The 21813-nt window shown below is 73.3% G+C and carries 23 protein-coding genes; 6 read left to right on the top strand and 17 right to left on the bottom strand.

Translation table 11 applies throughout. The features are described 5' to 3' along the window. Positions 1 to 3: 3 nt before the first annotated feature. The 11 genes from CF165_RS10775 to CF165_RS10725 all read right to left on the bottom strand — a co-directional run bounded on the left by CF165_RS10775 (position 4) and on the right by CF165_RS10725 (position 9166). A complete protein-coding gene (locus CF165_RS10775) occupies positions 4 to 2004 on the bottom strand; it encodes a hypothetical protein (protein WP_093947322.1) in 2001 nt (666 codons plus the stop codon). Further along, the gene (locus CF165_RS10770) at positions 2001 to 2627 is read right to left on the bottom strand and encodes a prepilin-type N-terminal cleavage/methylation domain-containing protein (RefSeq protein ID WP_093947321.1); all 627 of its coding nucleotides are present in this window, start codon (positions 2625 to 2627) and stop codon (positions 2001 to 2003) included. The genes CF165_RS10775 and CF165_RS10770 overlap by 4 nt, the downstream gene beginning before the upstream one ends. Further along, positions 2621 to 3061 carry a type IV pilus modification PilV family protein gene (locus CF165_RS10765; RefSeq protein ID WP_093947320.1) on the bottom strand — a complete coding sequence of 147 codons (441 nt, stop codon included), beginning with the start codon at positions 3059 to 3061 and terminating at the stop codon, positions 2621 to 2623. Before CF165_RS10765 ends, CF165_RS10770 begins: the two co-directional genes overlap by 7 nt. Then, positions 3061 to 4266 carry a type II secretion system F family protein gene (locus CF165_RS10760; RefSeq protein WP_093947319.1) on the bottom strand — a complete coding sequence of 402 codons (1206 nt, stop codon included), beginning with the start codon at positions 4264 to 4266 and terminating at the stop codon, positions 3061 to 3063. The genes CF165_RS10765 and CF165_RS10760 overlap by 1 nt, the downstream gene beginning before the upstream one ends. Continuing rightward, complete coding sequence (locus CF165_RS10755; RefSeq protein ID WP_093947318.1) at positions 4263 to 5792, bottom strand: GspE/PulE family protein; 1530 nt, start codon at positions 5790 to 5792, stop codon at positions 4263 to 4265. Before CF165_RS10755 ends, CF165_RS10760 begins: the two co-directional genes overlap by 4 nt. After that, positions 5789 to 6877, bottom strand: a complete 1089-nt coding sequence (locus CF165_RS10750) for a type IV pilus twitching motility protein PilT (protein WP_093947317.1) — start codon at positions 6875 to 6877, stop codon at positions 5789 to 5791. Before CF165_RS10750 ends, CF165_RS10755 begins: the two co-directional genes overlap by 4 nt. A 78-nt stretch (positions 6878 to 6955) precedes the next feature. Next, on the bottom strand, positions 6956 to 7294 hold the full coding sequence (locus CF165_RS10745) for a competence type IV pilus major pilin ComGC (RefSeq protein ID WP_093947316.1): 339 nt from the start codon (positions 7292 to 7294) through the stop codon (positions 6956 to 6958). Positions 7295 to 7327: 33 nt separating this feature from the next. Further along, positions 7328 to 7750: a hypothetical protein gene (locus CF165_RS50080; protein WP_143268533.1), complete on the bottom strand. Its 423-nt coding sequence runs from the start codon at positions 7748 to 7750 to the stop codon at positions 7328 to 7330. Beyond that, positions 7747 to 8211, bottom strand: coding sequence for a hypothetical protein (locus CF165_RS10735; RefSeq protein ID WP_093947315.1), 465 nt, complete (start codon positions 8209 to 8211; stop codon positions 7747 to 7749). Before CF165_RS10735 ends, CF165_RS50080 begins: the two co-directional genes overlap by 4 nt. After that, positions 8208 to 8657, bottom strand: a complete 450-nt coding sequence (locus tag CF165_RS10730; protein ID WP_093947314.1) for a hypothetical protein — start codon at positions 8655 to 8657, stop codon at positions 8208 to 8210. Before CF165_RS10730 ends, CF165_RS10735 begins: the two co-directional genes overlap by 4 nt. Positions 8658 to 8716: 59 nt before the next feature. Further along, positions 8717 to 9166 carry a flagellar basal body-associated FliL family protein gene (locus CF165_RS10725; RefSeq protein ID WP_093947313.1) on the bottom strand — a complete coding sequence of 150 codons (450 nt, stop codon included), beginning with the start codon at positions 9164 to 9166 and terminating at the stop codon, positions 8717 to 8719. A 439-nt stretch (positions 9167 to 9605) separates the two neighbouring features. On the opposite strand from CF165_RS10725, the gene CF165_RS10720 reads away from it, so the two are divergent. After that, complete coding sequence (locus CF165_RS10720) at positions 9606 to 10574, top strand: TIGR01777 family oxidoreductase (protein WP_093947312.1); 969 nt, start codon at positions 9606 to 9608, stop codon at positions 10572 to 10574. On the opposite strand, the gene CF165_RS10715 is transcribed toward CF165_RS10720, so the two are convergent. After that, entirely contained in the window at positions 10567 to 11592 is a 1026-nt protein-coding gene (locus tag CF165_RS10715) for a helix-turn-helix domain-containing protein (protein ID WP_093947369.1), read from the bottom strand. The genes CF165_RS10720 and CF165_RS10715 overlap by 8 nt on opposite strands. A gap of 104 nt (positions 11593 to 11696) precedes the next feature. Between CF165_RS10715 and CF165_RS10710 the strand changes: the two genes are divergently transcribed. After that, on the top strand, positions 11697 to 12650 hold the full coding sequence (locus CF165_RS10710) for an alpha/beta hydrolase (RefSeq protein WP_093947311.1): 954 nt from the start codon (positions 11697 to 11699) through the stop codon (positions 12648 to 12650). 50 nt (positions 12651 to 12700) lie between these two features. Here CF165_RS10710 and CF165_RS10705 read toward each other — a convergent pair whose 3' ends face one another. After that, a complete protein-coding gene (locus CF165_RS10705; protein ID WP_093947310.1) occupies positions 12701 to 13180 on the bottom strand; it encodes a hypothetical protein in 480 nt (159 codons plus the stop codon). Between the two features lie 116 nt (positions 13181 to 13296). Here CF165_RS10705 and CF165_RS10700 point away from each other — a divergent pair, with 116 nt between their 5' ends. Beyond that, the gene (locus CF165_RS10700; protein WP_093947309.1) at positions 13297 to 16029 is read left to right on the top strand and encodes an AfsR/SARP family transcriptional regulator; all 2733 of its coding nucleotides are present in this window, start codon (positions 13297 to 13299) and stop codon (positions 16027 to 16029) included. Positions 16030 to 16032: 3 nt separating this feature from the next. On the opposite strand, the gene CF165_RS10695 is transcribed toward CF165_RS10700, so the two are convergent. Then, on the bottom strand, positions 16033 to 17070 hold the full coding sequence (locus CF165_RS10695) for an NADPH:quinone reductase (protein WP_093947308.1): 1038 nt from the start codon (positions 17068 to 17070) through the stop codon (positions 16033 to 16035). 180 nt (positions 17071 to 17250) lie between these two features. Between CF165_RS10695 and CF165_RS51720 the strand changes: the two genes are divergently transcribed. From CF165_RS51720 to CF165_RS53395, 3 genes are all read left to right on the top strand, one after another. Beyond that, entirely contained in the window at positions 17251 to 17394 is a 144-nt protein-coding gene (locus CF165_RS51720) for a hypothetical protein (RefSeq protein ID WP_167441409.1), read from the top strand. A 37-nt stretch (positions 17395 to 17431) separates the two neighbouring features. Then, positions 17432 to 17614, top strand: coding sequence for a hypothetical protein (locus CF165_RS10690; protein WP_093947307.1), 183 nt, complete (start codon positions 17432 to 17434; stop codon positions 17612 to 17614). Positions 17615 to 17693: 79 nt separating this feature from the next. After that, positions 17694 to 17822: a hypothetical protein gene (locus CF165_RS53395; RefSeq protein ID WP_276209724.1), complete on the top strand. Its 129-nt coding sequence runs from the start codon at positions 17694 to 17696 to the stop codon at positions 17820 to 17822. A gap of 8 nt (positions 17823 to 17830) precedes the next feature. On the opposite strand, the gene glgC is transcribed toward CF165_RS53395, so the two are convergent. The 3 genes from glgC to CF165_RS10675 form a co-directional block, all read right to left on the bottom strand. Further along, positions 17831 to 19048 carry a glucose-1-phosphate adenylyltransferase gene (gene glgC / locus CF165_RS10685; protein WP_093947368.1) on the bottom strand — a complete coding sequence of 406 codons (1218 nt, stop codon included), beginning with the start codon at positions 19046 to 19048 and terminating at the stop codon, positions 17831 to 17833. Further along, positions 19045 to 20199, bottom strand: a complete 1155-nt coding sequence (gene glgA, locus CF165_RS10680; protein ID WP_093947306.1) for a glycogen synthase — start codon at positions 20197 to 20199, stop codon at positions 19045 to 19047. The genes glgC and glgA overlap by 4 nt, the downstream gene beginning before the upstream one ends. 148 nt (positions 20200 to 20347) lie before the next feature. After that, positions 20348 to 21736 carry an SdrD B-like domain-containing protein gene (locus tag CF165_RS10675; RefSeq protein ID WP_240521533.1) on the bottom strand — a complete coding sequence of 463 codons (1389 nt, stop codon included), beginning with the start codon at positions 21734 to 21736 and terminating at the stop codon, positions 20348 to 20350. Positions 21737 to 21813 lie beyond the last annotated feature (77 nt).

The raw sequence follows: 21813 nt of genomic DNA, 5'->3' as shown, positions 1-21813 counted from the left end.
CCGTCAGCGGTTCCCGGACCAGCTGAGGACCGACACCTGTCTCGCCCCGGCGACCGGGTTCGTCGGATCACCGTCCACATAGGCCACCCGGGCCCTGGCCGCCGGGGTGCCGACCAGTGCGCACGGCCCCGCGCCGGGGCAGACGTACGCGGACAGGTAGACCCCGAAGACGAAGCCGGGGGAGTCGTCCGGGACCTCGATCACCGCGCCGGTGAACGTCACGCTCCCGGTTTCCTTCACCCACAACGAGCGGGCGATCACGCCGAAGCGGAAGATCGGCTCGGTGGCGTTGTTCAGCGTGATGTCCAGGGCGGCCTTCGGCGCGTACGTCGTCCCCTGCACGTAGAACCGGTTGCCGGAGTTGTTCACCGACGTCAGCAGCGCGCACGCCGCGCTGGTCGTGTACGGCAGCTGCGTGCACCCGCTTTCGGCGCGCAGCGCGGGCGGGGTGTAGCCGAGTTCCAGCCGCAGCGCGTCGACCTGTTCGGTGCCCTTGTGCTTCAGCGCCGCCGTGTAGCTCAGCTGGGCACCGGTGAACGTGCCGTCGTACACCTGCTGCGCGAGGGCCGGCGTGCTGACGTCGACGAGGTCGGTGTGCAGCACCTTGTCCGGGTAGGCGGGCACGGTGAACTTGTCGGTGCCGAGCTGGACGGAGAGGTTGTCCTGGCTCGACCCGTTGTCGTTGCCGTGCACCACGCGGACTCGCGCCGACGTGAGGAGGGACCCCGCCGGGATCGCCGTGGCCGGGGCGTACCCGGTCGCGGTCACGGTGGCGCTCTGGTTGCCGTTGCCGTTCGCGGTCCAGGTGGCGAGATTGCCGTCCACAGTGGACAGGCTGCCCGCCGGGGCAGTGGTGAAGGTGCCGGTCGGCGTGCCGGACGGGGTGAGCGCCGCGGTCACCGGCGACTCCGTGCCCGAGGTCAGGCCGTGGACGGCGACCGGCGGGTGGTCCGCGCTGTAGGTGCCGCAGATCTCCACCTGCCCGGCCTTCACCGCCAGCCGGCTGTCGCCGCCGAAGACGAACTGGACGCCGACCGCCTTCGCGTCGTCGATCGGGTTGTCGCACGCCCCGGGGATGTTCGCCGGGACCGCCGGCTTGGCGATGGTCCGCCCGCTTCCGTCCACCGGCGTGCCCGCGACCAGGAACCCGTTGTCGACCGTCCACACGTCGTCGCCTCCGGGCAGCGACGGCGGCCGGGCCGCGGCGCTGTTGTGGAAGTCGAAGTAGTACGCGCCGGGCGTGAACCAGAACGTGCTGTCCTTGCACTTGCTGCTGCTCGACATCATCGCCGACAGCCCGGCCGCGTCGTCGTAGTACCCGGGCTGGAAGGTGACCAGCGAACCGGACTTGGTACAGGCGGGCAGGTTCTGGCGCGGCGGCACCGACGTCAGCGCCGGCGCGTACCCGGGGTCGGCGCCGAGGCTCGACCCGCCGTAGCCGCAGGACGCCGCGGGCGTGCTGCGGATCGTCCCCGAGCAGGCGCCGCGCGCGTACACGGCGGTGTTGGTGTCGAGCGAGCCGTTGACGACGTTGATGTTCGAGTTCGAGTAGACGACGCCGTGGACCTTGAACGACGAGCCGGTCGGCTGCTGGATGTTGAGCCCGTCCTCGCCCCCGGTGCCGAGGGTGAGGATGGCGCTGCCCGGGCGGTTGCACACGCTCAGCGACGGGCACTGGATCAGTACCTTCGCCGGGTCGGCGGTGCACGACACGGCCGCCGCGCCGCCCCCGGAGTCCGGCAGGTTCAGCGTGTCGGACGCGCCGAAGCAGTGCTGTCCCGCGGCCCCGGTGAAGGTGCTGGTGCGGATCTGGTTGACCGCCGCCTGCAACGCGCCGTCGGCCGTGTAGGCCGAGGCGGCCTGGTCGCGGAGGTTCACGGTGGTCCGGACGCTGGTGTCGGCGAAGGACAGCAGCGCGCCGGTCACCACCGCGATCACCGTGACCAGGATGAGCACCAGCGGCAGCGCGGCCCCGGAGTCGTCGCCTTTCCACCGGCGCTTCATGTCTGCCTCCGTTGCCCGAACAGGGTGATGGGGTAGGGGTCGGCGTTGCGCGCGACGGCGGTGAAGGTGAGCTTCACCCACAGCGGCACGGCGGCGCCGGTGCACGTGCTGGAGCAGGTCACCGCCGGAGTACCGGGCTGGACGTGGTGCGCGACGGCCGCGTCGGACACCGGGGTCGCGGAGCCCAGGCAGCGCAGGCGGTGCAGTTCGGTCCCGGCCAGGTAGTAGGCGACGATCGCGGTGCGCCGGGTCGCGGCCGGGGTCGTGGTGTCCCAGTCGTCGGACAGCAGCCGCACGAGCGAAACCGGTGTTGCCGCCGTGCCGCAGACCTGACCGCCGGCGTCGTAAGCCGCTCCGAGCTGGATCGACGGCGAGTACGGCACGGCGCCGTTCGCGATCTGCCCCGAGTAGTCCCGCAGGCCGACGGCGGCGACGTCCTGGGCGAAGAAGGCCGCGCTCTGCTGGGCGTCGTGCGAGACGGCGAGCCGCGCGGAGGTGGTGTCGGTGTTCCTGATCGCGCCGATCACGACGTTGGCGATCGGCACCGCGATCACGCCGAGGATGACGATGACGACCAGCAGCTCGACGACAGTGAACCCGGCGTCGGACCGGCGGCTCAGCACGGGGCCTCCCCGAGCCCGCAGCGCTTGCGCACGACGACGACCAGCTTCTCGTTCGCGCGTCCGTCCCCGCTGGCGACCTGGAGGGTCAGCTGCTGCAACCCGCTGTCGGTGCCGCAGGTCGCGGCCCACGCGGAGCCGGTCCAGTACTTCACCGAAGCCACCGAGCTGGTGAACCCCGCCGGCGCGGTGAACCCGGCCGGAGCCGCGTACTTCGCGGGCGCCGCGCACGCGAAGTACCCGCCCGCCATGACCTGGTTCTCGATCGCCTCGCCGAAGTCGCGCACGCCCGCGCCCGCGGTCGCCTGCTTGCGGTGGATGTCGGACATCAGCACCGAAACCCCGATGCCACCGACGATCGCGGCGACCGCGACGCCCAGGATCGCGACCGCGACCAGCAGTTCGAGGAGGCTTTCGCCCCGGTCGCCGGCGCGCATCAGACGTGCACCTGGTCGAAGATGCCGTACATCGCCGACACCAGCGCGACCGCGACGAACCCGACGACCAGCCCCATCACCACGATGACGACCGGTTCGAACAGCGCGGTGAGCTTCTTGAGCCGGTAGTCCAGCTCGCCTTCGTAGTACTGGGCGGTGACCTCGAGCTGGGTGTCGAGGGTGCCGGTGTCCTCACCGACGCGGATCATCTGCGCGGCCGTCACCGGGAACAGCCCGGAGCCGGTGAGCGGGCGGGCCAGGCCCTCGCCTTCGAGCACGGCGTGCGCGACCCGGGCCAGCGCGCGCATGAACACGCGGTTGCGCAGGGAGTCCGTCGCGACCCGCAGGGCCTCGGGCAATGGGACGCCGGCGCCCACCATCGACGCCAGGATCCGGCAGAACCGCTCGACGAGCGCGTGCCGCACGGCCGGGCCGACCGCCGGGATGGTGAGCAGCACGCTGTCACGGGCGTACCGGCCGCCGGGCGTCCGGACGGCGACGGCGTAGAGCGCGATGCCGGCCGCGAGCCCCGCCAGGAGTGCCCACCACCACTGGCCGAGGAAGTCGGTGAAGCCCAGCAGCATCCGCGTCGGCAGCGGCAGCTTCGCGTCGAGGCTGGCGAAGAACGTCCGGAACCGCGGCAGCACGAAGGTGGCGAGCACGACCACGGTGACCACCGACATCAGCGCGATCATCGCCGGGTAGATCAGCGCGGCCTTGACCCGGCGGCGGGCTTCGAGGTCGCGCTCCAGGTAGCCGGCGAGCCGGTCGAGGACGACGTCGAGTTGCCCGGTCAGCTCGGCCGAACGCAGGATCTCGCGGTAGAACTCGGGGAAGATCTTCGGGTGCCGGTCGACGCAGTCGGACAGCCGGTCGCCGCCGCGCAAGCCCTGTTCCACCGACCGCAGCATCCGCGTCACCGAGGAGTTCGACGTCTCGTCGCCGAGGATGCGGACGGCGTCGATGAGCGGCACCCCGGCCCTGACGAACGCGCCGAGCTGGCGGGAGAGGTGCATGACGACCTCGCGCTTGACCCGGGGCGCGGTCAGCTCGAGGCGCAGCACGCTCTTCTTCTCGCTGATCTCGATGTCCCGCAGTTCGCGTTCGTACAGCGTGAGGACGGCGGAGTCGGCGTCGGCGGCTTTCTGGACCCCGCTGGTCCGCCGGCCGTCCGGGCCGGTGGCGACGTAGGCGTACCGGTTCATCGGGCCCCTCCGGTGAGGTAGATCGACCGCAGCACTTCGGCCGGGGTGGTGACGCCCTCGGCGACCAGCCGCAGGGCCTCGTCCTGCAGCGTCCGCAAGCCCTCCTTGCGGGCCAGCTCGTGGACCTCGCGGTGCGGCGCGCTCTCCAGCACCAGCGTGCGGATCCCTTCGCTGACCGGCATCAGCTCGTAGACGCCGGTGCGGTCGAGGAACCCCGTCTGGGTGCAGAAGTTGCAGCCCGCGCCGCGGACGAACCCGCCGTCGGGCCCGTCCGCGCCGAGAGAGTCCAGAAAGGACAGTTCTTCGGCGGACGGGTCGTAGTACTCGCGGCAGCGCAGGCAGATCCGCCGGACGAGCCGCTGGGCCAGCACCGCGGTCACCGACGACGCGACCAGGAAGTTCTCGATCCCCATGTCCAGCAGCCGGTGCAGCGCCGACGCGGCGTCGGTGGCGTGCAGCGACGAGAGCACGAAGTGCCCGGTGAGCGCGGACTGCACGGCGATGCGCGCGGTGTCGACGTCACGGACCTCGCCGACGAGGATGACGTCGGGGTCCTGCCGCAGGATCGACTTGAGGCCGTCGGCGAAGGTGACGCCGGCCTGCTCGTTGATCTGGATCTGGTTGATCGAGGACATCGTGTACTCGACCGGGTCTTCGATGGTCATGATGTTGCGTTCGCTGCTGTCCAGCTCGCCCAGCGAGCCGTAGAGCGTCGTGGTCTTGCCGCTGCCGGTGGGCCCGGCGCAGATCACCATGCCGTAGGGCGACTGCAGCACCGTCGTGTAGCGCGCGGCCATCTCTTCGGGCATGCCCAGCTGCGGCAGCCGGAACAGCGGGCGGCTCTTGTCCAGCAGCCGCAGCACGACCTTCTCGCCGCCCACGACGGGCGTGGTCGCCACCCGGATGTCCACCGGCCGGTCTTCGACGTCCATGCTGATCTGGCCGTCCTGCGGACGGCGGCGCTCGACGATGTTCATCCCGGCGAGGATCTTGATCCGGCTGGTCACCGCGGGCCCCATCGAGCCGGGCAGGTCCAGGACGTCGTGGAGCACGCCGTCGATGCGGTAGCGGACGCGGACCCGGTCGGCCTGCGGCTCGACGTGGATGTCCGAGGCCCGGTCCCGCAGGGCCTGCTTGATCATCAGCGCGACGACGTGCACGACCGGCGCGTCGTCGTTCGCGGTCGCCGGAGTACCGGCGCGGGCGGTCTCCCGCCGGACGGCGTCGCGCGCCTCGAACGCCTTGACCTGCTGGTCGACGCCGGTGAGCGCCCGGTAGGTGCGGCCGATGGTGGCCAGGATGTCCGCGCGGTCGGCGACGGCGACGGTCACCGGGCGGCCGAGCGCCGCCTGCAGCGCGGGCGCGGTGCCCGGGTCGGCGACCGCGACCAGGACGGAGTCTTCCCGGACGGCCAGGGGGATCGCGCAGAGCTCGCGGGCCTGCGCCTCGCCGAGCAGCTCGGCCGCGGCGCGGTCCGGGGTCACCGTGCGGAGGTCGACGGCGCGGGGCTGGGTGCGGAGTCTCATGCCGGCACGCTCCGCGGCCGGGGACGCGGGTCGATGTCCTGCGGGTGGAGGCTGCGGGCGGCGGCGTCGGCGGGGGAGACCAGCCCGGCGGCGACCAGCGCGGACAGGGACTGCTCCAGCGTCACCATGCCCTCGCGGTGGCCGGTCACCAGCGCGTTGCGCAGCTGGTGCGGCTTGCCCTCCTTGATGAGGTTGCGCACCGCGGTGTTGGCCACCAGGACCTCGAAGGCGGCGACGAGCCCGCCGCCGACCCGCGGCAGGAGCCGCTGGTAGACGATCCCGGTGAGGGCGGCGGCGAGCTGCACCCGCACCTGCTCCTGCTGCCCCGCCGGGAAGACGTCGATCATCCGCGCGAGGGACTGCGCGGTGTCGTTGGTGTGCAGGGTGGCGAAGACCAGGTGCCCGGTTTCGGCGATGGTCAGGGCGAACCGGATCGACTCGAGGTCGCGCATCTCGCCGACCATCAGGACGTCGGGGTCCTCCCGCAGCGCGCTGCGCAGGGCGGCGGGGAAGGATTCGGTGTCGGTGCCGACCTCGCGCTGGTTGACCGCGGAGCGCCGGTGGTCGTGGACGTACTCGATCGGGTCCTCGACGGTGAGGATGTGGCAGGCGCGGTCGCGGTTGATCCGGTCGATGACGGCGGCGAGCGTGGTGGACTTGCCGGAACCGGTCGGCCCGGTGACCAGCACGAGACCCTGGTGCCGCCGGGCGAAGTCGGCGAGGACCGGCGGCAGGCCGAGGTCCTCCATACCGGGGATCCGCCGCGGGATCATCCGCAGCGCGACGACGGTTTCCCCGCGCTGGGTGAAGGCGTTGCCGCGGACGCGCGCCTGATCGCGCCAGCTGAAGGAGAAGTCGAACTCGTGGGCGGCGTGCCAGGCACGGGCCTGGTCGCCGGTGAGCAGCTCGGCGAGCAGGGCACCGGTGTCTTCGCCGGTGAGGGCCGGGTGGCCGGGGACCGCGGCGAGGTCGCCGTGCACGCGCAGCTGCGGCGGCAGCCCGGCGGTGAGCAGCAGGTCGGTGCCACGCGCCTGCCAGAGCGCTTCGAGCAGGCCGTCGACGCGGCTGCCGGTCAGGGTGGGCATGGGTCTCCTCCGGGGCGAGGTGTCCTCATCGGACGGATGAGCCGCGGGGTGGGTCACCCCACCCCGCGGTGCGCGGCATCAGTGGGTGCAGGCACCGGCTGCCTTGACGACACCGGCCGCGTCGATGGAGATGGTGTAGCCGTTCGTGGTCGACGGCTCGTCCTTCAGGTAGCCGGCGGTCTTGAGGGCCGCCGGGCTCGCGGCGTAGGCGCCGGTCTTGGCGTAGCTGGCCTCATTGGCGGTCTCGACGCTCTTCCAGTCGGTCTCGCAGGCGGCGGCCTTGCCTTCGTTGTTGAACGCCTGGACGCCGAACACGGCGACCGCGGCGAGCACGCCGAGGATCACCACGACGATGAGCAGTTCGATGAGGGTGAAGCCGTCCTCGTGACCACGGGCGGCACGCAGTTTTTCCAGCATGGGATTTCCTTCGGGTTGTCGGGTTGAGCCGGGTCAGGGGCAACCGGTTGCCGGAGCCGAAGTCGGCCCGCGCCAGTTGTTGTTGAGGCCGCGCACGGTGATCACCGCGGGCTTGTAGGGGAGGGTGTAGTTGGCCAGCGTGGTCGTGGCGGTGGTGGTGAGCAGTTGGCCGTTCGTGCCGTTGGGGGCGGTCGCGTAGAGCTCGTAGTTCACGGCATTCGCTACCGCACTCCACGTCATCGAGACCTGCTGGTTGCTGCCGTTGCACTTCACGGTGGTCACCGAGAAGGACTCCGGCGCGGCCAGCGCGAGCGCCCGGGCATAGGCGGTGCCCGGGCCGGTCTTCAGCCAGGCCGCCTCCGCCTTCGCCGCGCCGACCAGGCTGATGCCGGTGATCGCCGTGGTCCAGGCGGCGGCCACCAGCATCCCCGCGAACGCCACGCGAGCCGCGCTCACGAGCTCACCGTCACCGTGACCGGGATGGTGAACACCGCGCCCTGGCACGCGTCCGCGGCGGTCGAGAGCATCTGGACCGCGTTCGCCAGCGTGAGCTGCGCGGTGGCCCCGGCGGCGATGGAGGTGCCGGGCTGCTGCGCGAGCCAGCTCACGCTGTTGCCCGGACAGGTGCCGGTGGCCGTCGCCGTTCCGTTGGCGCTGATGTCGGTGACGGTGACCGGGTACGGGTTGGGGTTCGTGATCTTGATCAGGGCCGTGCCCTTGATACCGGGGTAGAGCAGGCCGGTGGTGAGCGCCGAGGCGTCCACCGTGCCGGTGGCCGGTGCCGCGGCCGTGCCGGCCTTCGCGCCGGCCGTGCCCGCGCCGGAGCTCGTCCACGCCGCGACGGCGATCCCGCCGCCCAGCGTCGCGCCGACCACCGTGGTGACCACGAGCACGCGGCGCAGGGTCGGGTTCTTCATGGCTTGACCGCCGTTCCTGTGTAGGTCAGGGGAAAGGTGAGCGACCGGCACGCGTCGGGGGTGCCGGGCAGCATGTGCGTGGTGAGCGCGACGTCCGCGGTCCCGCTGCCGGGCACGGTGACCGGCGTGGTGAGCGCGTCGACCCGCACCGACGACGCCGGGCAGGCCGGCACCGGCCGGCCGCGGCTGTCGGCCGGTTTGCCGACCGCCGCCGTCACGGTCTGGACGAGGATGGGGAAGTTCTCCGCGTTGGCCAGCCGGATCCACCGGTTCCCGGTCGCGCCGGGGAACAGTGCGGTGGGTCGGCCGGGCACGTCGGCGATGCCGAACTGCTTGATGCCGTTGCCGTTCGCGGTGTTCGCCACGGGCGCGGGGCCCGCCGAAAACCACGTGAGCACGACGACCGCGAGCGCGCCCGCCGGGAGGCCGATCCGCCACCTGGACATCGAGGTCCTTCCGGGGAAGGGCGGGGCGGCGCCTGGGACACCGCCCCGCCGGAGCGGGATCAGGCGTTCGACGACAGGGTGGCGGTGAGCGGCAGGCTGAACGTCTGGCTCTTGCAGGCGTCGGAGGCGTCGTGGTCCATGGTCGCGGTCAGCGTGTAGTTCGCGGTCGCGCCCGCCGCGATCGTGCCCGCCGGGTTGCTGACCGCGGGGCTGGTCACCGTGCCGGCGGCGCAGCCGTTGACGGCGTCCGAGGACCCCGCGGAAATGCTGTTCACCACGACCGGGTACGCGTTCGGGTTCGTGACCTTCACGACGAACGTGGTGCTGTTGCCCGGGTAGAGCGCGTGGTCGGAGCTGACCGGCGAGATCACCGAGTTCGCCGACGTGGTCGACGTGACCGAGCCGGAACCGGCGCCGGTGCTCGTCCAGGCCGCGTAGGCGACACCGGCGACGAGCACGACTCCGGCGGCACCGAGGACGACCGCGGACCGCTTGCTGATCTTGCGCATGAGTTTCTCCTGAAGGCTGTTGCGTCGGGAAGGCCGGTGCACGGGAGCCCGGGGCACACCGGAGTGGTCCGTGTGGACCGTCACGAAGAGTGTGCGAATCCCGGAGTGATCTTCACCTCGGGCGACCGGCCCGACTGTGAAGGTCCGAGGTCTCTTGTTCCTGGCGGCCGGTCGTGCTACGCGCGCGGGATCGGGCCGGACCGTCGCCGTTTCACCCGGGAAAAAGTTCCGACGCCCGAACCGTGACCTGCGGTTTTCGCCACCCGTTCGGCCGAATGGCGGAGATCGTCCCGTGATCTTCTCCGGGGTGCCTGGTCGATCTCGGGTCGCTCCGGAGCGGGAGGTCGAGGGTGCTCCGGCGCATACTCCCGGGTGATAACGGTCCGTAACGCCAGGCGACTATTTGAACGTGTTCAACTCTTGCGGTAGCGTGAGATCCATGAAGGTCGTGATACCGGGTGGCACGGGCCACCTCGGACGCGTGCTGAGCCGCGCGCTGGGCGGGCAAGGCCACGAAGTCGTCGTGCTGACCCGGCGGGAGGCCCGGCCGGAGCCGGGGGTGCGCCACGTCCGCTGGGACGGGCGGAGCGCCGGACCGTGGACGGCGGAGATCGACGGCAGCGACGTCGTGCTCAACCTGGCCGGGCGGTCGGTGAACTGCCGGTACACCCGGGCGAACCTGCGGGAGATGACGACCTCCCGCGTCGACTCGGCGCGGGTCGTCGGCGGCGCGATCGCCCGCGCCGCGCGGCCGCCGCGGGTGTGGCTGCAGATGAGCACCGCGACGATCTACGCGCACCGCCACGACGCGCCGAACGACGAGACGACCGGCGTCCTCGGCGGCGAAGAGCCGGACGCACCCGCTTACTGGGCCTACAGCGTCGACATCGCGAAGGCGTGGGAGCGCGAGCAGCGGCTGGCGGACACGCCGCACACCCGCAAGGTCGCGCTGCGGACGGCGATGGTGATGAGCCCGGAACCCGGCGGTGCCTTCGAGGCGCTGCTGCGGCTGGCGCGGCTGGGCCTGGGCGGCCCGGTCGCGGGCGGGCGGCAGTACGTGTCGTGGATCCACGAGGACGACCTGGTCCGCGCGATCGGCTTCCTCGCCGAGGACGGCGAGCTGAGCGGCCCGGTGAACCTGGCGGCCCCGGAACCGTTGCCGTACCGCGAGTTCATGCGGGAGCTGCGCGCGGCGGCGGGTGTCCCGTTCGGGCTGCCGGCGGCGAAGTGGATGGCGGAGATCGGGGCGTTCGTGCTCCGCAGTGACACGGAGCTGCTGCTGAAGAGCCGTCGCGTGGTGCCGGGCCGGCTGCCGGAAGCGGGGTTCGCCTTCGACCACCCCGGGTGGCCCGCGGCGGCGGCGGACCTGGTCCGCCGGACGCGGCGTGGGCTGCGGCCGGTCAGCTGAGCTCGGCGTTGTCCCGCAGCCGCCGCAGCATGAGGGCGAGGTGCAGCCGGAAGCGGCCGGCGGGGGAGTCGACGGCGAAGCCGAGGACGGCTTCGGCACGCGCCAGCCGGGCGGGCATCGTGCTGTGGTGGCGGTGCAGGACCGCCGCGGCCTTGCGGGCCGAGCCGGTCGCGCAGAGCGCGCCGAGCGCCGCGAGGGTGTCCTCGCCGTGGGGCTCGGCCGCGAGGTGGTCGAGGGCCCGGACGTCGGCGAGCCCGGCGAGGTCCGCGGGGCCGAGCTTCCCGTCGAGCGCGGCGAGACCGCCGAGCCGTTCCCACCACACCACCGGCTCGGCCGCCGAGGTGAACCGCAACGCGGTCCGGGCGGCCGCCCACGACCGGGCCGCCTCGATGGCGGGCAGCTCCGGGCCGATCCCGGCGCGGGCGCCGTCCGGGAGCGGGCCGGGCACCTCGCCCGTCGTCAGGACCGCCCGCACGCGGCCCAGCGGTGCCGACCGCCCGCCGAGCGCGTCGACGCCGGTGCCGGCCAGGACGCGCAGCCGGGCCGCCGGGGCGATGCCGAGCAGGTGCAGGGCCCGCGCCCGCTCGGCCGTGCCGACGTCCCCGGACAGCACCAGCTCGACCAGCGCGGGGTCCCCGAGCTCGGGCCGCGGCACGCCGGAGTGCTCCAGCAGGATCGCGGTGGCGATGGCGAACCGCTCCAGCAGCATGTCGTCGAGCGGGGCGGGTGCGCTCGGCCGGGCCACCCACACGAGCACGCCGCCTTCGAGCACGCGCGTGGCCGCCCCCGCGGGCGGCGGGCCGGGGGTCACGACGTCCGCGCCCGGCTCCGCGCGCAGCGACAGTCCTTGCCCGGGCGCGTGCACGCCCACCGGGCAGCCGGCGAGGTCGGCCGTGCTGCGCACCAGGGTGTCCGGCCCGGCGCGCCCGGTGATCAGGCGGTCGAAGAACCCGATGACGCGGACGGCGTTCTCGGCGTCGGCGTCGAGCCCGGACAGCCTCAGCAGCAGGCCTTTCATGCCGCCACGATAGGCGCGGCCGCCGCCGGATGGCGAGGTCCGGCCCGGCAACGCCCGCCGCGTGGCGGTGGCCGGGGTCACGTCCGGCGGCTCATCATCGGACCATGACCTACGCGATCGACCCCGAGCTGGTGCCCTGGCTGGACATGCTGCCGGCGGTCACCCTGTCCGACCACGAATCCCTGCTGGCCGCGCGCGGTTCGATGGCGCAGCTGGCCGAGGTCCTGCCGGGCTACGACCCGGCGAACCCCGTCGAAGTCCGTGACCTCGCCGTGCCGGGCCCGTCCGACGCCCCGGACGTGCCGGTCCGCGTCTACGCGCCGGCGAACCGCACCGGCGCGGTGCCCGGCCTGCTCTACATCCACGGCGGCGGGTTCGTCATGGGCGACCTGGACATGTTCCACACGGCGCTGCTGCGCCTGGTCGACGAGCTGGGGATCGTCATCGCGTCGGTGGACTACCGGCTGGCCCCCGAGCACCCGTTCCCGGCGCCGGTCGAGGACTGCTACGCCGCCCTGACCTGGGTCGCGGCCAAGGCGGACGAGCTGGGCATCGACCCGGCGCGCCTCGGCGTCGCGGGCGAAAGCGCCGGCGGCGGCCTCTCGGCGGCGGTGGCCCTGCTGGCCCGCGACCGCGGCGGCCCGGCGCTGTGCTTCCAGTACCTCGGCATCCCGGAGCTGGACGACCGGCTGGACACCCCGTCCATGCGGGACTACACCGACACGCCGATCTGGAACCGGCCGAACGCGGTGTACAGCTGGACGAGCTACCTCGGCGCGGAACCGGGCGGCGACGACGTCTCGCCCTACGCGGCTCCGGCCCGGGCGGCCGACCTGTCCGGGCTGCCGCCGGCCTTCGTGACGACGTGCCAGTTCGATCCGCTGCGCGACGAAGGGATCGAGTACGCGCGGCGGCTGGCGCACGCGGGCGTGCAGGCCGAGCTGCGGCACTACCCGGGCACCTTCCACGGGTCCGGGATGGTCGAGACGGCGGAGATCTCCCGCCGCATGTTCGCCGACGAGGTCGACGCCCTGCGCCGCGGCCTGCGGGTCGGCTGACCCGGTGACGAGCGGAGGCGCCGGGACCCCCACCCCGGCGCCTCCGCTCGTCAGGCCACCACGTCGGTGACCGTGTCCTTGACGACCTGCCACCGGCCGTGGTCGCGGACCAGCGTGAGGCTGATCGTGAAGTGGCGGTCGATGCCGTGCGACGGCTCGAGGTAGTGCGCGTCGAGGATGGCGAAGCCCATCTTGCAGTCCTCGACGACGGTGTGCGTCACCGTCCACGGCATCGAGAACTCGTAGGGCACCTTGAACTGCTCCAGCACCGGGTTCACGTTGGCGTCGTAGCCGATGATGACCTGGCCCCGGCGGCCCACCGTGACCATGTCGCGGTGGATGATCGCGCGGTAGCGGGTGGCGTCGCGCTTGTTGTAGCTGTCCATGTCCTCCCACACGGCGTGGTCGAACGCCCGCCGGCACTCCTGCTGCCCGCTCGCCGCCTGCTCGCCGGCCGCCGAGGCGACCGGAGTGCCGAGCACCGCCGCCGCCAGCGCGGTACCCAAGGCCGCGTAACCCCACTTGCGCATCTCGTTTCCCTTCCTCGTGGACCGATCCGCAGGTTGGCGGGCCGGCGCATCACAGCTGCATCACTTCCGCACCGGCGTCGCGGGGCAGGCCGTTAACCTCGCCCGCGGGGTGAGACATGGAGTTCCGCGTCCTGGGTCCGGTGCGAGTGCTCGGCGACGGGCGGCCGATCGGGCCGTCCGGGCCGCGGCAGGAACGCATCCTGGCGGCGCTGCTGCTCGGCGCCGGCCGGGTCGTGCCGGTGTCCCGGCTGGTCGACGTCGTGTGGGACGGCGAACCCCCGGCCACCGCGGTGCGGCAGGTCCGCAACCTCACCACCGCCCTGCGGCGCGCGCTCGTCGCGGCAGGCGCCGGGAAGGACGTCCTGACCGCCGAAGGACCCGGGTTCACGCTGCGGCCCGGCGCGTTCGACCTGGACGCGTTCGAGGAGCACGCCGCGCGCGGCGAGTACCGGAAGGCCCTGGACTGCTGGCGCGGGCCCGCACTCGCCGGGGTGGACAGCGCCGCGCTGCGCCCGGACGCCGAGCGCTTGGCGGAACGTCGGCTGGCCGTGCTGGAGCAGTGCCTGGCCGCCGAGGTCGACGGCGGGGACAGCGGCGCTGTCGCGGAGCTGACCGCGCTGGTCGCCGAGCACCCGCTGCGCGAAGGACTGGTCGGGTCGCTCATGCGCGCCCTGCACCGCGCGGGGCGGCAGGCCGACGCGCTCAACGCCTACCAGCGCGCGAAACGACGGCTCGCCGACGAACTCGGCATCGAGCCCGGCGCGCCGCTGCGCGCGCTCTACGAAGAGCTCCTCCACGAGGAGCCCACGCCCGGCCGTTGCTTCCTGCCGTACGACGTCCCGGACTTCACCGGGCGCGCGGCGGAGGTCACCCGCGCGCTCGAAGCGCTGCGCGCCGGGCGGCCGGTGGTGGCCGACGGGATGGCCGGGGTCGGGAAGACGGCGTTCGCCGTCTGCGTCGCGCACCGGGCGGCCGGGGACTTCCCGGACGGGCAGTTGTTCGTGGACTTGCACGGCCATACGCCGGGCCGTGACCCGCTGCCCGCCGAAACGGCCCTTTCCGCCCTGCTGCTGCAGACCGGCGTGCCGGCGAGCCGCCAGCCGGACGGGCTCGACGAACGGGCCGCGCTGTGGCGGTCACGGGTCGCCGGGCGGCGCCTGCTCGTCGTGCTGGACAACGCCCGCTCGACGGACCAGGTGGTGCCCCTGCTGCCCGGCGACCGGGGTGCCGGGGTACTGGTGACCGGCCGCCGCCGGCTCGCCGCGGTGGACGGCGCACTCGAGCTCGGCCTGGACGTGCTGCCGCCGTCCGAAGCCGAGGCGCTGTTCACGGCCGCGGCCGGGGGACGGCCCGGCGCGGGCGTCGCGCGGCTGTGCGGGTACCTGCCGCTCGCGCTGCGGATCGCCGCCGCCCGGCTGCAGTCGCGTCCACTGTGGACAGTCGAGGACCTGGTGGCGCGGCTGGGCTCCGAGCGGCGGCGGCTGGCGGAGCTGCGCGCGGGCGGCCGGGACGTCGCGGCCGCCTTCGCACTGTCCTACCGCGACCTGACGGCTCCCCAGCGGCGGATGTTCCGGGTGCTGGGCTGCCACCCGGGCGGTGACTTCGCCGCGGCCGCGGCGGCGGCCCTCCACGGCACCGGCGTCGCCGAGGCCGAGCGGCTGCTGGAGGACCTGCTCGACGCGCACCTGCTCCGGCAGCCCGCGCCGGACCGCTACGGCTTCCACGACCTGATCGCCGAGCACGCGCGGGAGGTGGCCGACCCGGACGAGGCCGCGGCGGCGCTGGACCGCCTTTTGGACCACTACCGCGACGGCGATTTCTCCTTCGCCGCCGAGCGCGCCAACCTGGTCGCCGTCACCGCGCTCGGCGGGCACGACGAGCACGTCTGGCGCATCGCCGACCGCGCGGTGGCCGCGTTGCGCGAGCGGGGGCACCGCGACGAGCTCACGGCGCTGGCCCGCGCGGGAGCCCGGGCCGCGGACCGGCTGGGCGACCCGCACGCGCGGCAGCTGAGCCTGGCGAACCTCACGATCGCGCACTGGGAGAGCGGACGGCTCGCCGAGGCGGTCGAGGCCAACGCGGAACGCCTGCGCCTGGTTCGCGAACACGGCGACCGCGCGGCCGAAGCGGCCTCGCTCGCCCGGATGGGCGCGCTGTACGGCATGCTCGGCCGCTACCGGGACGCGATCCCGCTCTACCGGCAGGCTCTGGTGCTGGCCGGTGAGACGGGCAGCCACGCCGTCGCGTGCCTGGCCTGGGGCAACCTCAGCAACGCCCAAGAGGTGCTCGGGCAGTACGAGGACGCCCTGACGTCGGCGGCGCGGGCCCGGGCGATCCGCGAGGAACTCGGCGACGGCGACGGCGCGGTCCTGGCGACGGCGCAGCTGGGCCTGGTGCTCGCCCGGCTCGGCCGGCTCGGGGAGGCCCGCGAGGTGGTGGAGAAGGCGGTGTGCGCGGCGGTCGAGGCGGGCTACGCGTTCGGGGAGGCGTGGAGCCGCATCGATGCCGCGGAGGTGCTGCTGGTGGACGGCTGCCCGGCGGAGGCGCACGCCCACGCCGAGCGAGCGTGCGCCATCCTCGGGCGGCTCAACCACCCGCTGCTGCTGACCATGGCGGCCAACAGCCTCGGCGCGGCCGCGCTCGCCCTCGGCGACCCCGCGCCGGCGTCGTCGGCCTACCGGCTCGCCCTGACGACGGCGCGCCGGATCGGCTACCGCGCCCAGGAAGCCCGGGCCCTCCTCGGCCTGGGCGCCGCACTGGACCGGCACCCCGACGCCGACCGGCACCTGCGCGCGGGCCGTGCCCTGCACGACGAAATCGGCCTGCCCGGCCTCACCCGCGTGCCCTGACTGTCAGCCGGCCGGGGTGACGTCGATCAGGACCTTTCCGGTGACGCCTTCTTCCGAGGCCGTGTGCGCTTTCGCGGTGTCGGCGAGGGCGAACCGGTGGACTGGCACGCCGTGGTCTTCGCCGAGCCGCAGCGCGCCGTCGGCGAGGGCCGCGGTGACGTCTTCCGCGCCGGCGCGCAGCTTGTCCGCCCCCACGGTGTAGAGCACCAGGAACTGGTAGCGCGCGTTCAGCATCAGGTTCGGCCCGAAGTCCAGGCTGATGGTTCCGGTGCCGCGGTCGTCGCCGTACGTGGCGACCGTGCCGCGGGGGCGCAGCACCTCGGTGTGCAGTTTCGCGTTGACCCCCATGGCGACCTCGACGACCAGGTCGACGCCGTCAGGCGCGGCCTCGCGGATCCGGGCGGCGAGCTCCGGGTCGGGGTAGCGGACGACGTGGTGGGCGCCGGCCGCGCGGGCGAGGGCGGCCTTCTCGTCGGTGCTGACCGTGGCGATCACCGTCGCCCCGGCCCAGCGGCCGAGCTGGATCGCGGCGTTGCCGACCGCGCCCGCACCCCCGCTGACCAGCACTGTCCGGCCGTCGAGCGCGCCGGGAGCCAGCCGGGCCGGCCCGTCCTCGGCCACGGTGAGTGCCCGGTGCGCGGTCAGCGCCGGGATGCCGAACCCGGCGCCTTCGTCGAAGCTGACGCCGTCGGGGAGCCGCACGAGCTTCTCGGGAGGCAGCACCGTGTACTCCTGCGCGGTGCCGGACGACGGCCCGTGCGCGCCCGCGAGCACCAGCCACACGCGGTCTCCCGGCGCGAAGCCGGTGACGTCCGGGCCGACCGCGTCGACCACGCCGGCGCCGTCCTGGTTGGGCACCGTCTCGGGGATCTCGGCCCCGGGCTCGGCGCGCATGCCGCCGCGCGCCTTCCAGTCGGTGGGGTTGACGGCGGAGACCACGATCCGGACGCGGACCTCGCCGGGGCCGGGTTCGGGGACGGCCCGCTCCGTCAGGGACAGCACCTCGGGCCCGCCGTGGCGGCGGAAGATCACTGCTTTCATGCCGGGTGCAATCCCCGGCGTGCCGGGGTTATTCCCGGCGCCCGCCGGAAATGGGCGATGTCGAATCTTTTTTGATCTTCCGAAAAGGAAGGAAAAGGGTGCACGGGCGGGTGATCCCCCGGGCGGGCGAATTTCGGTGTTGCCCGGGCGAAATCGGCCGGCGTCGCCGAAACTGGGCGCGTGGGAGAGGAAAAGCGCACCCCGGCTGACGAGGGGCAGGAGCGCGACGACGGGGAGCCGACCCCGATCTTCGACGCCGTGTTCAGTGCGACGCGGCCGAATACGGAGAATCCGGCGGGCGAGCCGGAAAAAACCGGGCGGTGAGCGGGCACGAACCGGAGTGGGGCGAGGGGGACGGCCGATGCGAGGGGGGCGTGCGTGGCCAGGCCTGGCCGTGACCTATGCGGCGGTGTCGGCCGCGCAGGCCTACCTCGCGGCGACGACCGGCGCGGTGTGGGCGGTGGCGGCGGCCGCGGTGTTCCTGGCCGCGGCGATCGGCTGCGGCATCGCCGCGTGGCGCCCGCGCGGCGACCGCCTCCGCTGACGTGTGGCACTTTGCTCGACGTCCGCAACGAACATGTAGCATCCCGGGTGCCCGTGCACCCGCGCTCGAGGAGTGAACCGTGGCCGGCGTCGTGAACAGCCTGATCGCCGCCGAGTACGCGGCGGGAGCGTCGATCTCGGAGCTCGCCGAGCGCTGGGGCATCGACCCGCGCCAGGTGGTCGAGCGCATCTCGGCGGCGGCCCGCTAGCCCCACCCTCAGATCGCGCGTTCCCCCTTGCCCAGCACGACGATCCCGCCTTCGCTGACGTGGTAGTGCCCGCGGTCGCGGGCCAGGTCGACGCCGATGTGCGCGCCCGGCGGGACCACGACGTTCTTGTCCAGGATCGCCCGCCGCACCACCGCGCCGCGGCCGACGCGGGCGCCGTCGAGCAGCACCGAGCCCTGGACCACCGCGCCCTGCTCGACGATGACGTCGGGGGAGAGCACCGAGTCGACGACCTGCGCGCCGGAGATGATGCAGCCGTTGCTGACGATCGACTGGTTGGCCGAGCCGCCCTCGACGAACTTCGCCGCCGCGCGCTGGCCGGGGTGGGCCAGGATCGGCCACTTCCGGTTGTAGAGGTTGAAGATCGGGTGCGTCGAGATCAGGTCGGTGTGCGCGTCGTAGTAGCTGTCGATGGTCCCGACGTCGCGCCAGTAGCCGTGGTCGCGCTCGGTCTCGCCGGGCACGACGTTGGTGTTGAAGTCGTAGACGGCGGCCTCGCCCGACTTCACCAGCGCCGGGATGATGTCGCGGCCCATGTCGTGGTGCGACGCGGCGTTCTCGGCGTCGGCGTGCAGTGCCTCGAGCATCACCTTCGTCGTGAAGATGTAGTTGCCCATCGACACGAACGACTCCTCGGCGGAGTCCGGCAGGCCCGGTGGGTCGGCCGGCTTCTCCATGAACGCGTCGATCATCAGCCCGTCGGTGGTCCGGATGACGCCGAACGAACTCGCCTCCGCCCGCGGGACGCGAATCCCGGCGACCGTGACGCCCGCCCCGGACGCGATGTGGGCGTCCAGCATCTGCCGCGGGTCCATCCGGTAGATGTTGTCCGCGCCGAACACCGCGATGTACTCGGGGCTCTCGTCGTAGACCAGGTTGAGGCTCTGGTGGATGGCGTCGGCGCTGCCCTGGTACCAGCGCGGGCCGAGCCGCTGCTGCGCCGGCACCGGCGTGACGTACTCGCCGGTCAGCGCCGAGAGGCGCCACGTCGTCGAGATGTGCCGGTCGAGCGAGTGCGACTTGTACTGCGTCAGCACGCACAGCCGCCGGAACCCGCCGTGCACCAGGTTCGACAGCACGAAGTCGACCAGCCGGTGCGTGCCGCCGAAGGGCACCGCCGGTTTCGCGCGGTCGGCGGTCAGCGGCATCAGCCGCTTGCCCTCCCCGCCCGCGAGCACGATGCCCAGGACATGGCATTCGCCGTTCACGACGACCTCCCGCACGCCTCGTAGAGGGCGACCGTCCGCTCGGCGATCGCCTTCCAGCCGAACTCGCCGACCGCGCGCTCGCGGCCGGCGGTGCCCATCGCGGCGGCCCGGTCTCCGGCGCCGACCACTTCGTTCAGCGCGGCGGCCAGGCCCGCCTCGAACCCTTGCGGGTCCTGTTCGTCGTAGTGCACCAGCAGCCCGGTCCGGCCGTCGTCGACGACCTCCGGGATGCCGCCGACGTCGCTGGCCACCACCGGGGTGCCGCACGCCATCGCCTCGAGGTTCACGATGCCGAGCGGCTCGTAGACCGACGGGCAGGCGAACACCGCGGCGTGGCTGAGCAGCTGCACGACCTCGTCGCGCGGCAGCATCTCGGGGATCCAGCGGACGCCGGTGCGCGTCTTCTCCAGCTCGGCGACCAGGCCGCGGAACTCGGCGTCCAGCTCGGGGGTGTCCGCGCCGCCGGCGCACAGGACCAGCTGGGTGCCGGGGTCGAGCCCGGCGGCGGCGCGCACCAGGTGCGGCACGCCTTTCTGCCGGGTGATCCGGCCGACGAACAGCACGTACGGCCGGTCCGGGTCGATGCCGTGCTTCGCCAGCGCGTCCGTGCCGGGGTCGGGGCGGTAGAGCGCGGTGTCGATGCCGTTGTGGATCACGTGCACGCGCTCGGGCGGCACCGCGGGGTAGGCGGCGAGGACGTCCCGGCGCATGCCACCGCTGACGGCGACGATCGCGTCCGCGGCTTCGTAGGCCTCGCGCTCGATCCACGACGAGACGCGGTAGCCGCCGCCGAGCTGCTCGGCCTTCCACGGCCGCAGCGGCTCCAGCGAGTGCGCGGTGACGACGTGCGGGATGCCGTGCGTCATCTTCGCCAGGTGCCCGGCCAGGTTCGCGTACCAGGTGTGGCTGTGCGCGAGGTCGTGGCCTTCGAGGGCGTTCGCCATCGACACGGCGATGTCCATGGTCGTGAACGCGGGCTGGCGGTAGCTGTGCGGATCGGTGTGCCCGGTGGCGTCCGCGCGGTCGGCCCCCCAGCAGTGCACGTCGAGGTCGACCAGCGGCCGCAGCTCCCGGGCGAGGAACTCCACGTGGACCCCGGCGCCACCGTAGACCTCCGGCGGGTATTCGCGGGTGAGCAAGCCGACCTTCATGATGCGAACCCTAGGGCCTTTCCCGACCGTGGCGCAGTCTGGCGTCCAGGGGAATCTCGGGAGTTTTCCGTCACTGCCCGGGTGATCGCGCCCCTCCGGAGCGGATCAGCCGGTCCGTGGCCCGGCGCGCGGCCGGGCCACGGTGCGGTCAGCGCCGGTACCGGAGGGCCCAGTCCTGCCCGCAGTTCCGGCAGGTGCCGACGGCTACGTCCGCGGCGTCGTCGGCCGGGCGCCAGCCGTCGACGCGCACGCTGTACGGGCCGGCCGGGACGCTCCCGAACGCCACGTGGCCCTGCGCGTCCGACACGGTGGTCGCGGTGACCGACCCGTCGATCCGGTCGACCAGCTCGACCGCCGTCCCGGCGATCGGCTCGCCCGGGTCGACCGTGAAGTTGCCGTTGTCGTCGTGGTAGATCACGCCCGCGGTGGTGCCCGGCGGGGCCGGCACGCGGGCGAAGAGGTCGACCCTCGGCTGTCCGTCGCCCGGGCCGGGGCTGGGCCCGAAGTCGCAGGCCAGGTAGAACGAGCCGTAGGCGGGCGCGGCCGCGGGGACGGTGCCGGTTTCGGTGAACGTCCGCGTCTGGCCCGCGGCCAGGTCGAACGCGCCCGGGGTGACGATGTCGGTCCAGCCGGTCCACCCGAGCAAGTGGTCTTCGGACCCGAAGCGGTCACAACCCCCGGTGATCCCGTGCAGGTCGCCGCCGCTGACGTTGGTCAGGGTGAAGGTAACCTGGACGGTGTCGCCCACCTGGTAGGTGCCGCGGTCGAACGAGCCGGTCACGTGGACCTTCTCGGAGAACGGCCGGAGCGCGCGCAGCTGCACCGCAGGCCCGGGGTCGTTCCCGTCGACGTCGGCGTACTGCGGGCCGGCGGCCCCGTCCACCCAGCCGTCGGAGAGGGTCCGGGTGGCGACCGTGTAGCGCCGGGCCGGCACGCCGGTGAAGGTGAACCGCCCGTCGGCGTCGGTGGTCGTCTCGATCGGGTTGCCGGGCCCCGTGCCGGAAAGGTAGGCGATGGCACCCGGGAGGCCTTCGCCCGCGTCGAAGGTGCCGTTCTCGTTCCGGTCGCCGTAGACGACACCGGAAGCCGTGCCGCGGGTCGTCGTCGGGTCGGCCATCGGCACGACCAGGTCGCCGGGCTGGGCCCAGTCGCCGCGGAACCGCTCGTGCGGGACGCCGGAGTTCCAGCTCCAGACGATGGCGGTGATCGTGAACGTCCGGGTGACCCCCGGGTCGAGCGTCACGCCGGCCTGTGGGCTGCCGCCGAGGCCCGCCCAGTCCTGGATCGACAGCCACGAGCCCGAGATGTGCTCGTCCCACAGCGTGACCTTCGTCAACGGCTGGTCGGTCGTGTTGGTGAGTGTCAGCGTGACCGGGAACGGCCTGCCGACCAGCTGGGGCGCGTCGCCTGCCGACGCGGCGATGATCAGCTGCGGTCCGTCGGCGTGGGCGGCGGGCACGGTGAGGGCGCCGGTGGTGAGCACGGCGGCGAGCACGGCGAACAGCCGTCTCACCCCGCGCAGGGGTGTTCTGGACACGGTGTATCCCCCTGGAACGGCCGGGCCGGCTGCTCCCCGCGGCGCCGCCCGGCGATGGCGCAGAAAACTGCGATCAC

The sequence above is a fragment of the Amycolatopsis vastitatis genome, from assembly GCF_002234595.1.
In the GTDB taxonomy this organism is placed as follows: Bacteria; Actinomycetota; Actinomycetes; order Mycobacteriales; family Pseudonocardiaceae; genus Amycolatopsis; species Amycolatopsis vastitatis.
The sequence above is the reverse complement of the archived record's forward strand: the minus strand, read 5'-3'. Positions and strand labels throughout refer to the sequence as shown.

Bases quoted from the DNA above. Each gene is read 5' to 3' on its own strand.
- CF165_RS10775 (WP_093947322.1), bottom strand. From the start codon at position 2,004: ATGAAGCGCCGGTGGAAAGGCGACGACTCCGGGGCCGCGCTGCCGCTG.
- CF165_RS10765 (WP_093947320.1), bottom strand. From the start codon at position 3,061: ATGCGCGCCGGCGACCGGGGCGAAAGCCTCCTCGAACTGCTGGTCGCG.
- CF165_RS10760 (WP_093947319.1), bottom strand. From the start codon at position 4,266: ATGAACCGGTACGCCTACGTCGCCACCGGCCCGGACGGCCGGCGGACC.
- CF165_RS10755 (WP_093947318.1), bottom strand. From the start codon at position 5,792: ATGAGACTCCGCACCCAGCCCCGCGCCGTCGACCTCCGCACGGTGACC.
- CF165_RS10750 (WP_093947317.1), bottom strand. From the start codon at position 6,877: ATGCCCACCCTGACCGGCAGCCGCGTCGACGGCCTGCTCGAAGCGCTC.
- CF165_RS10745 (WP_093947316.1), bottom strand. From the start codon at position 7,294: ATGCTGGAAAAACTGCGTGCCGCCCGTGGTCACGAGGACGGCTTCACC.
- CF165_RS10735 (WP_093947315.1), bottom strand. From the start codon at position 8,211: ATGAAGAACCCGACCCTGCGCCGCGTGCTCGTGGTCACCACGGTGGTC.
- CF165_RS10730 (WP_093947314.1), bottom strand. From the start codon at position 8,657: ATGTCCAGGTGGCGGATCGGCCTCCCGGCGGGCGCGCTCGCGGTCGTC.
- CF165_RS10725 (WP_093947313.1), bottom strand. From the start codon at position 9,166: ATGCGCAAGATCAGCAAGCGGTCCGCGGTCGTCCTCGGTGCCGCCGGA.
- CF165_RS10720 (WP_093947312.1), top strand. From the start codon at position 9,606: ATGAAGGTCGTGATACCGGGTGGCACGGGCCACCTCGGACGCGTGCTG.
- CF165_RS10715 (WP_093947369.1), bottom strand. From the start codon at position 11,592: ATGAAAGGCCTGCTGCTGAGGCTGTCCGGGCTCGACGCCGACGCCGAG.
- CF165_RS10710 (WP_093947311.1), top strand. From the start codon at position 11,697: ATGACCTACGCGATCGACCCCGAGCTGGTGCCCTGGCTGGACATGCTG.
- CF165_RS10705 (WP_093947310.1), bottom strand. From the start codon at position 13,180: ATGCGCAAGTGGGGTTACGCGGCCTTGGGTACCGCGCTGGCGGCGGCG.
- CF165_RS10700 (WP_093947309.1), top strand. From the start codon at position 13,297: ATGGAGTTCCGCGTCCTGGGTCCGGTGCGAGTGCTCGGCGACGGGCGG.
- CF165_RS10695 (WP_093947308.1), bottom strand. From the start codon at position 17,070: ATGAAAGCAGTGATCTTCCGCCGCCACGGCGGGCCCGAGGTGCTGTCC.
- CF165_RS10690 (WP_093947307.1), top strand. From the start codon at position 17,432: ATGCGAGGGGGGCGTGCGTGGCCAGGCCTGGCCGTGACCTATGCGGCG.
- glgA (WP_093947306.1), bottom strand. From the start codon at position 20,199: ATGAAGGTCGGCTTGCTCACCCGCGAATACCCGCCGGAGGTCTACGGT.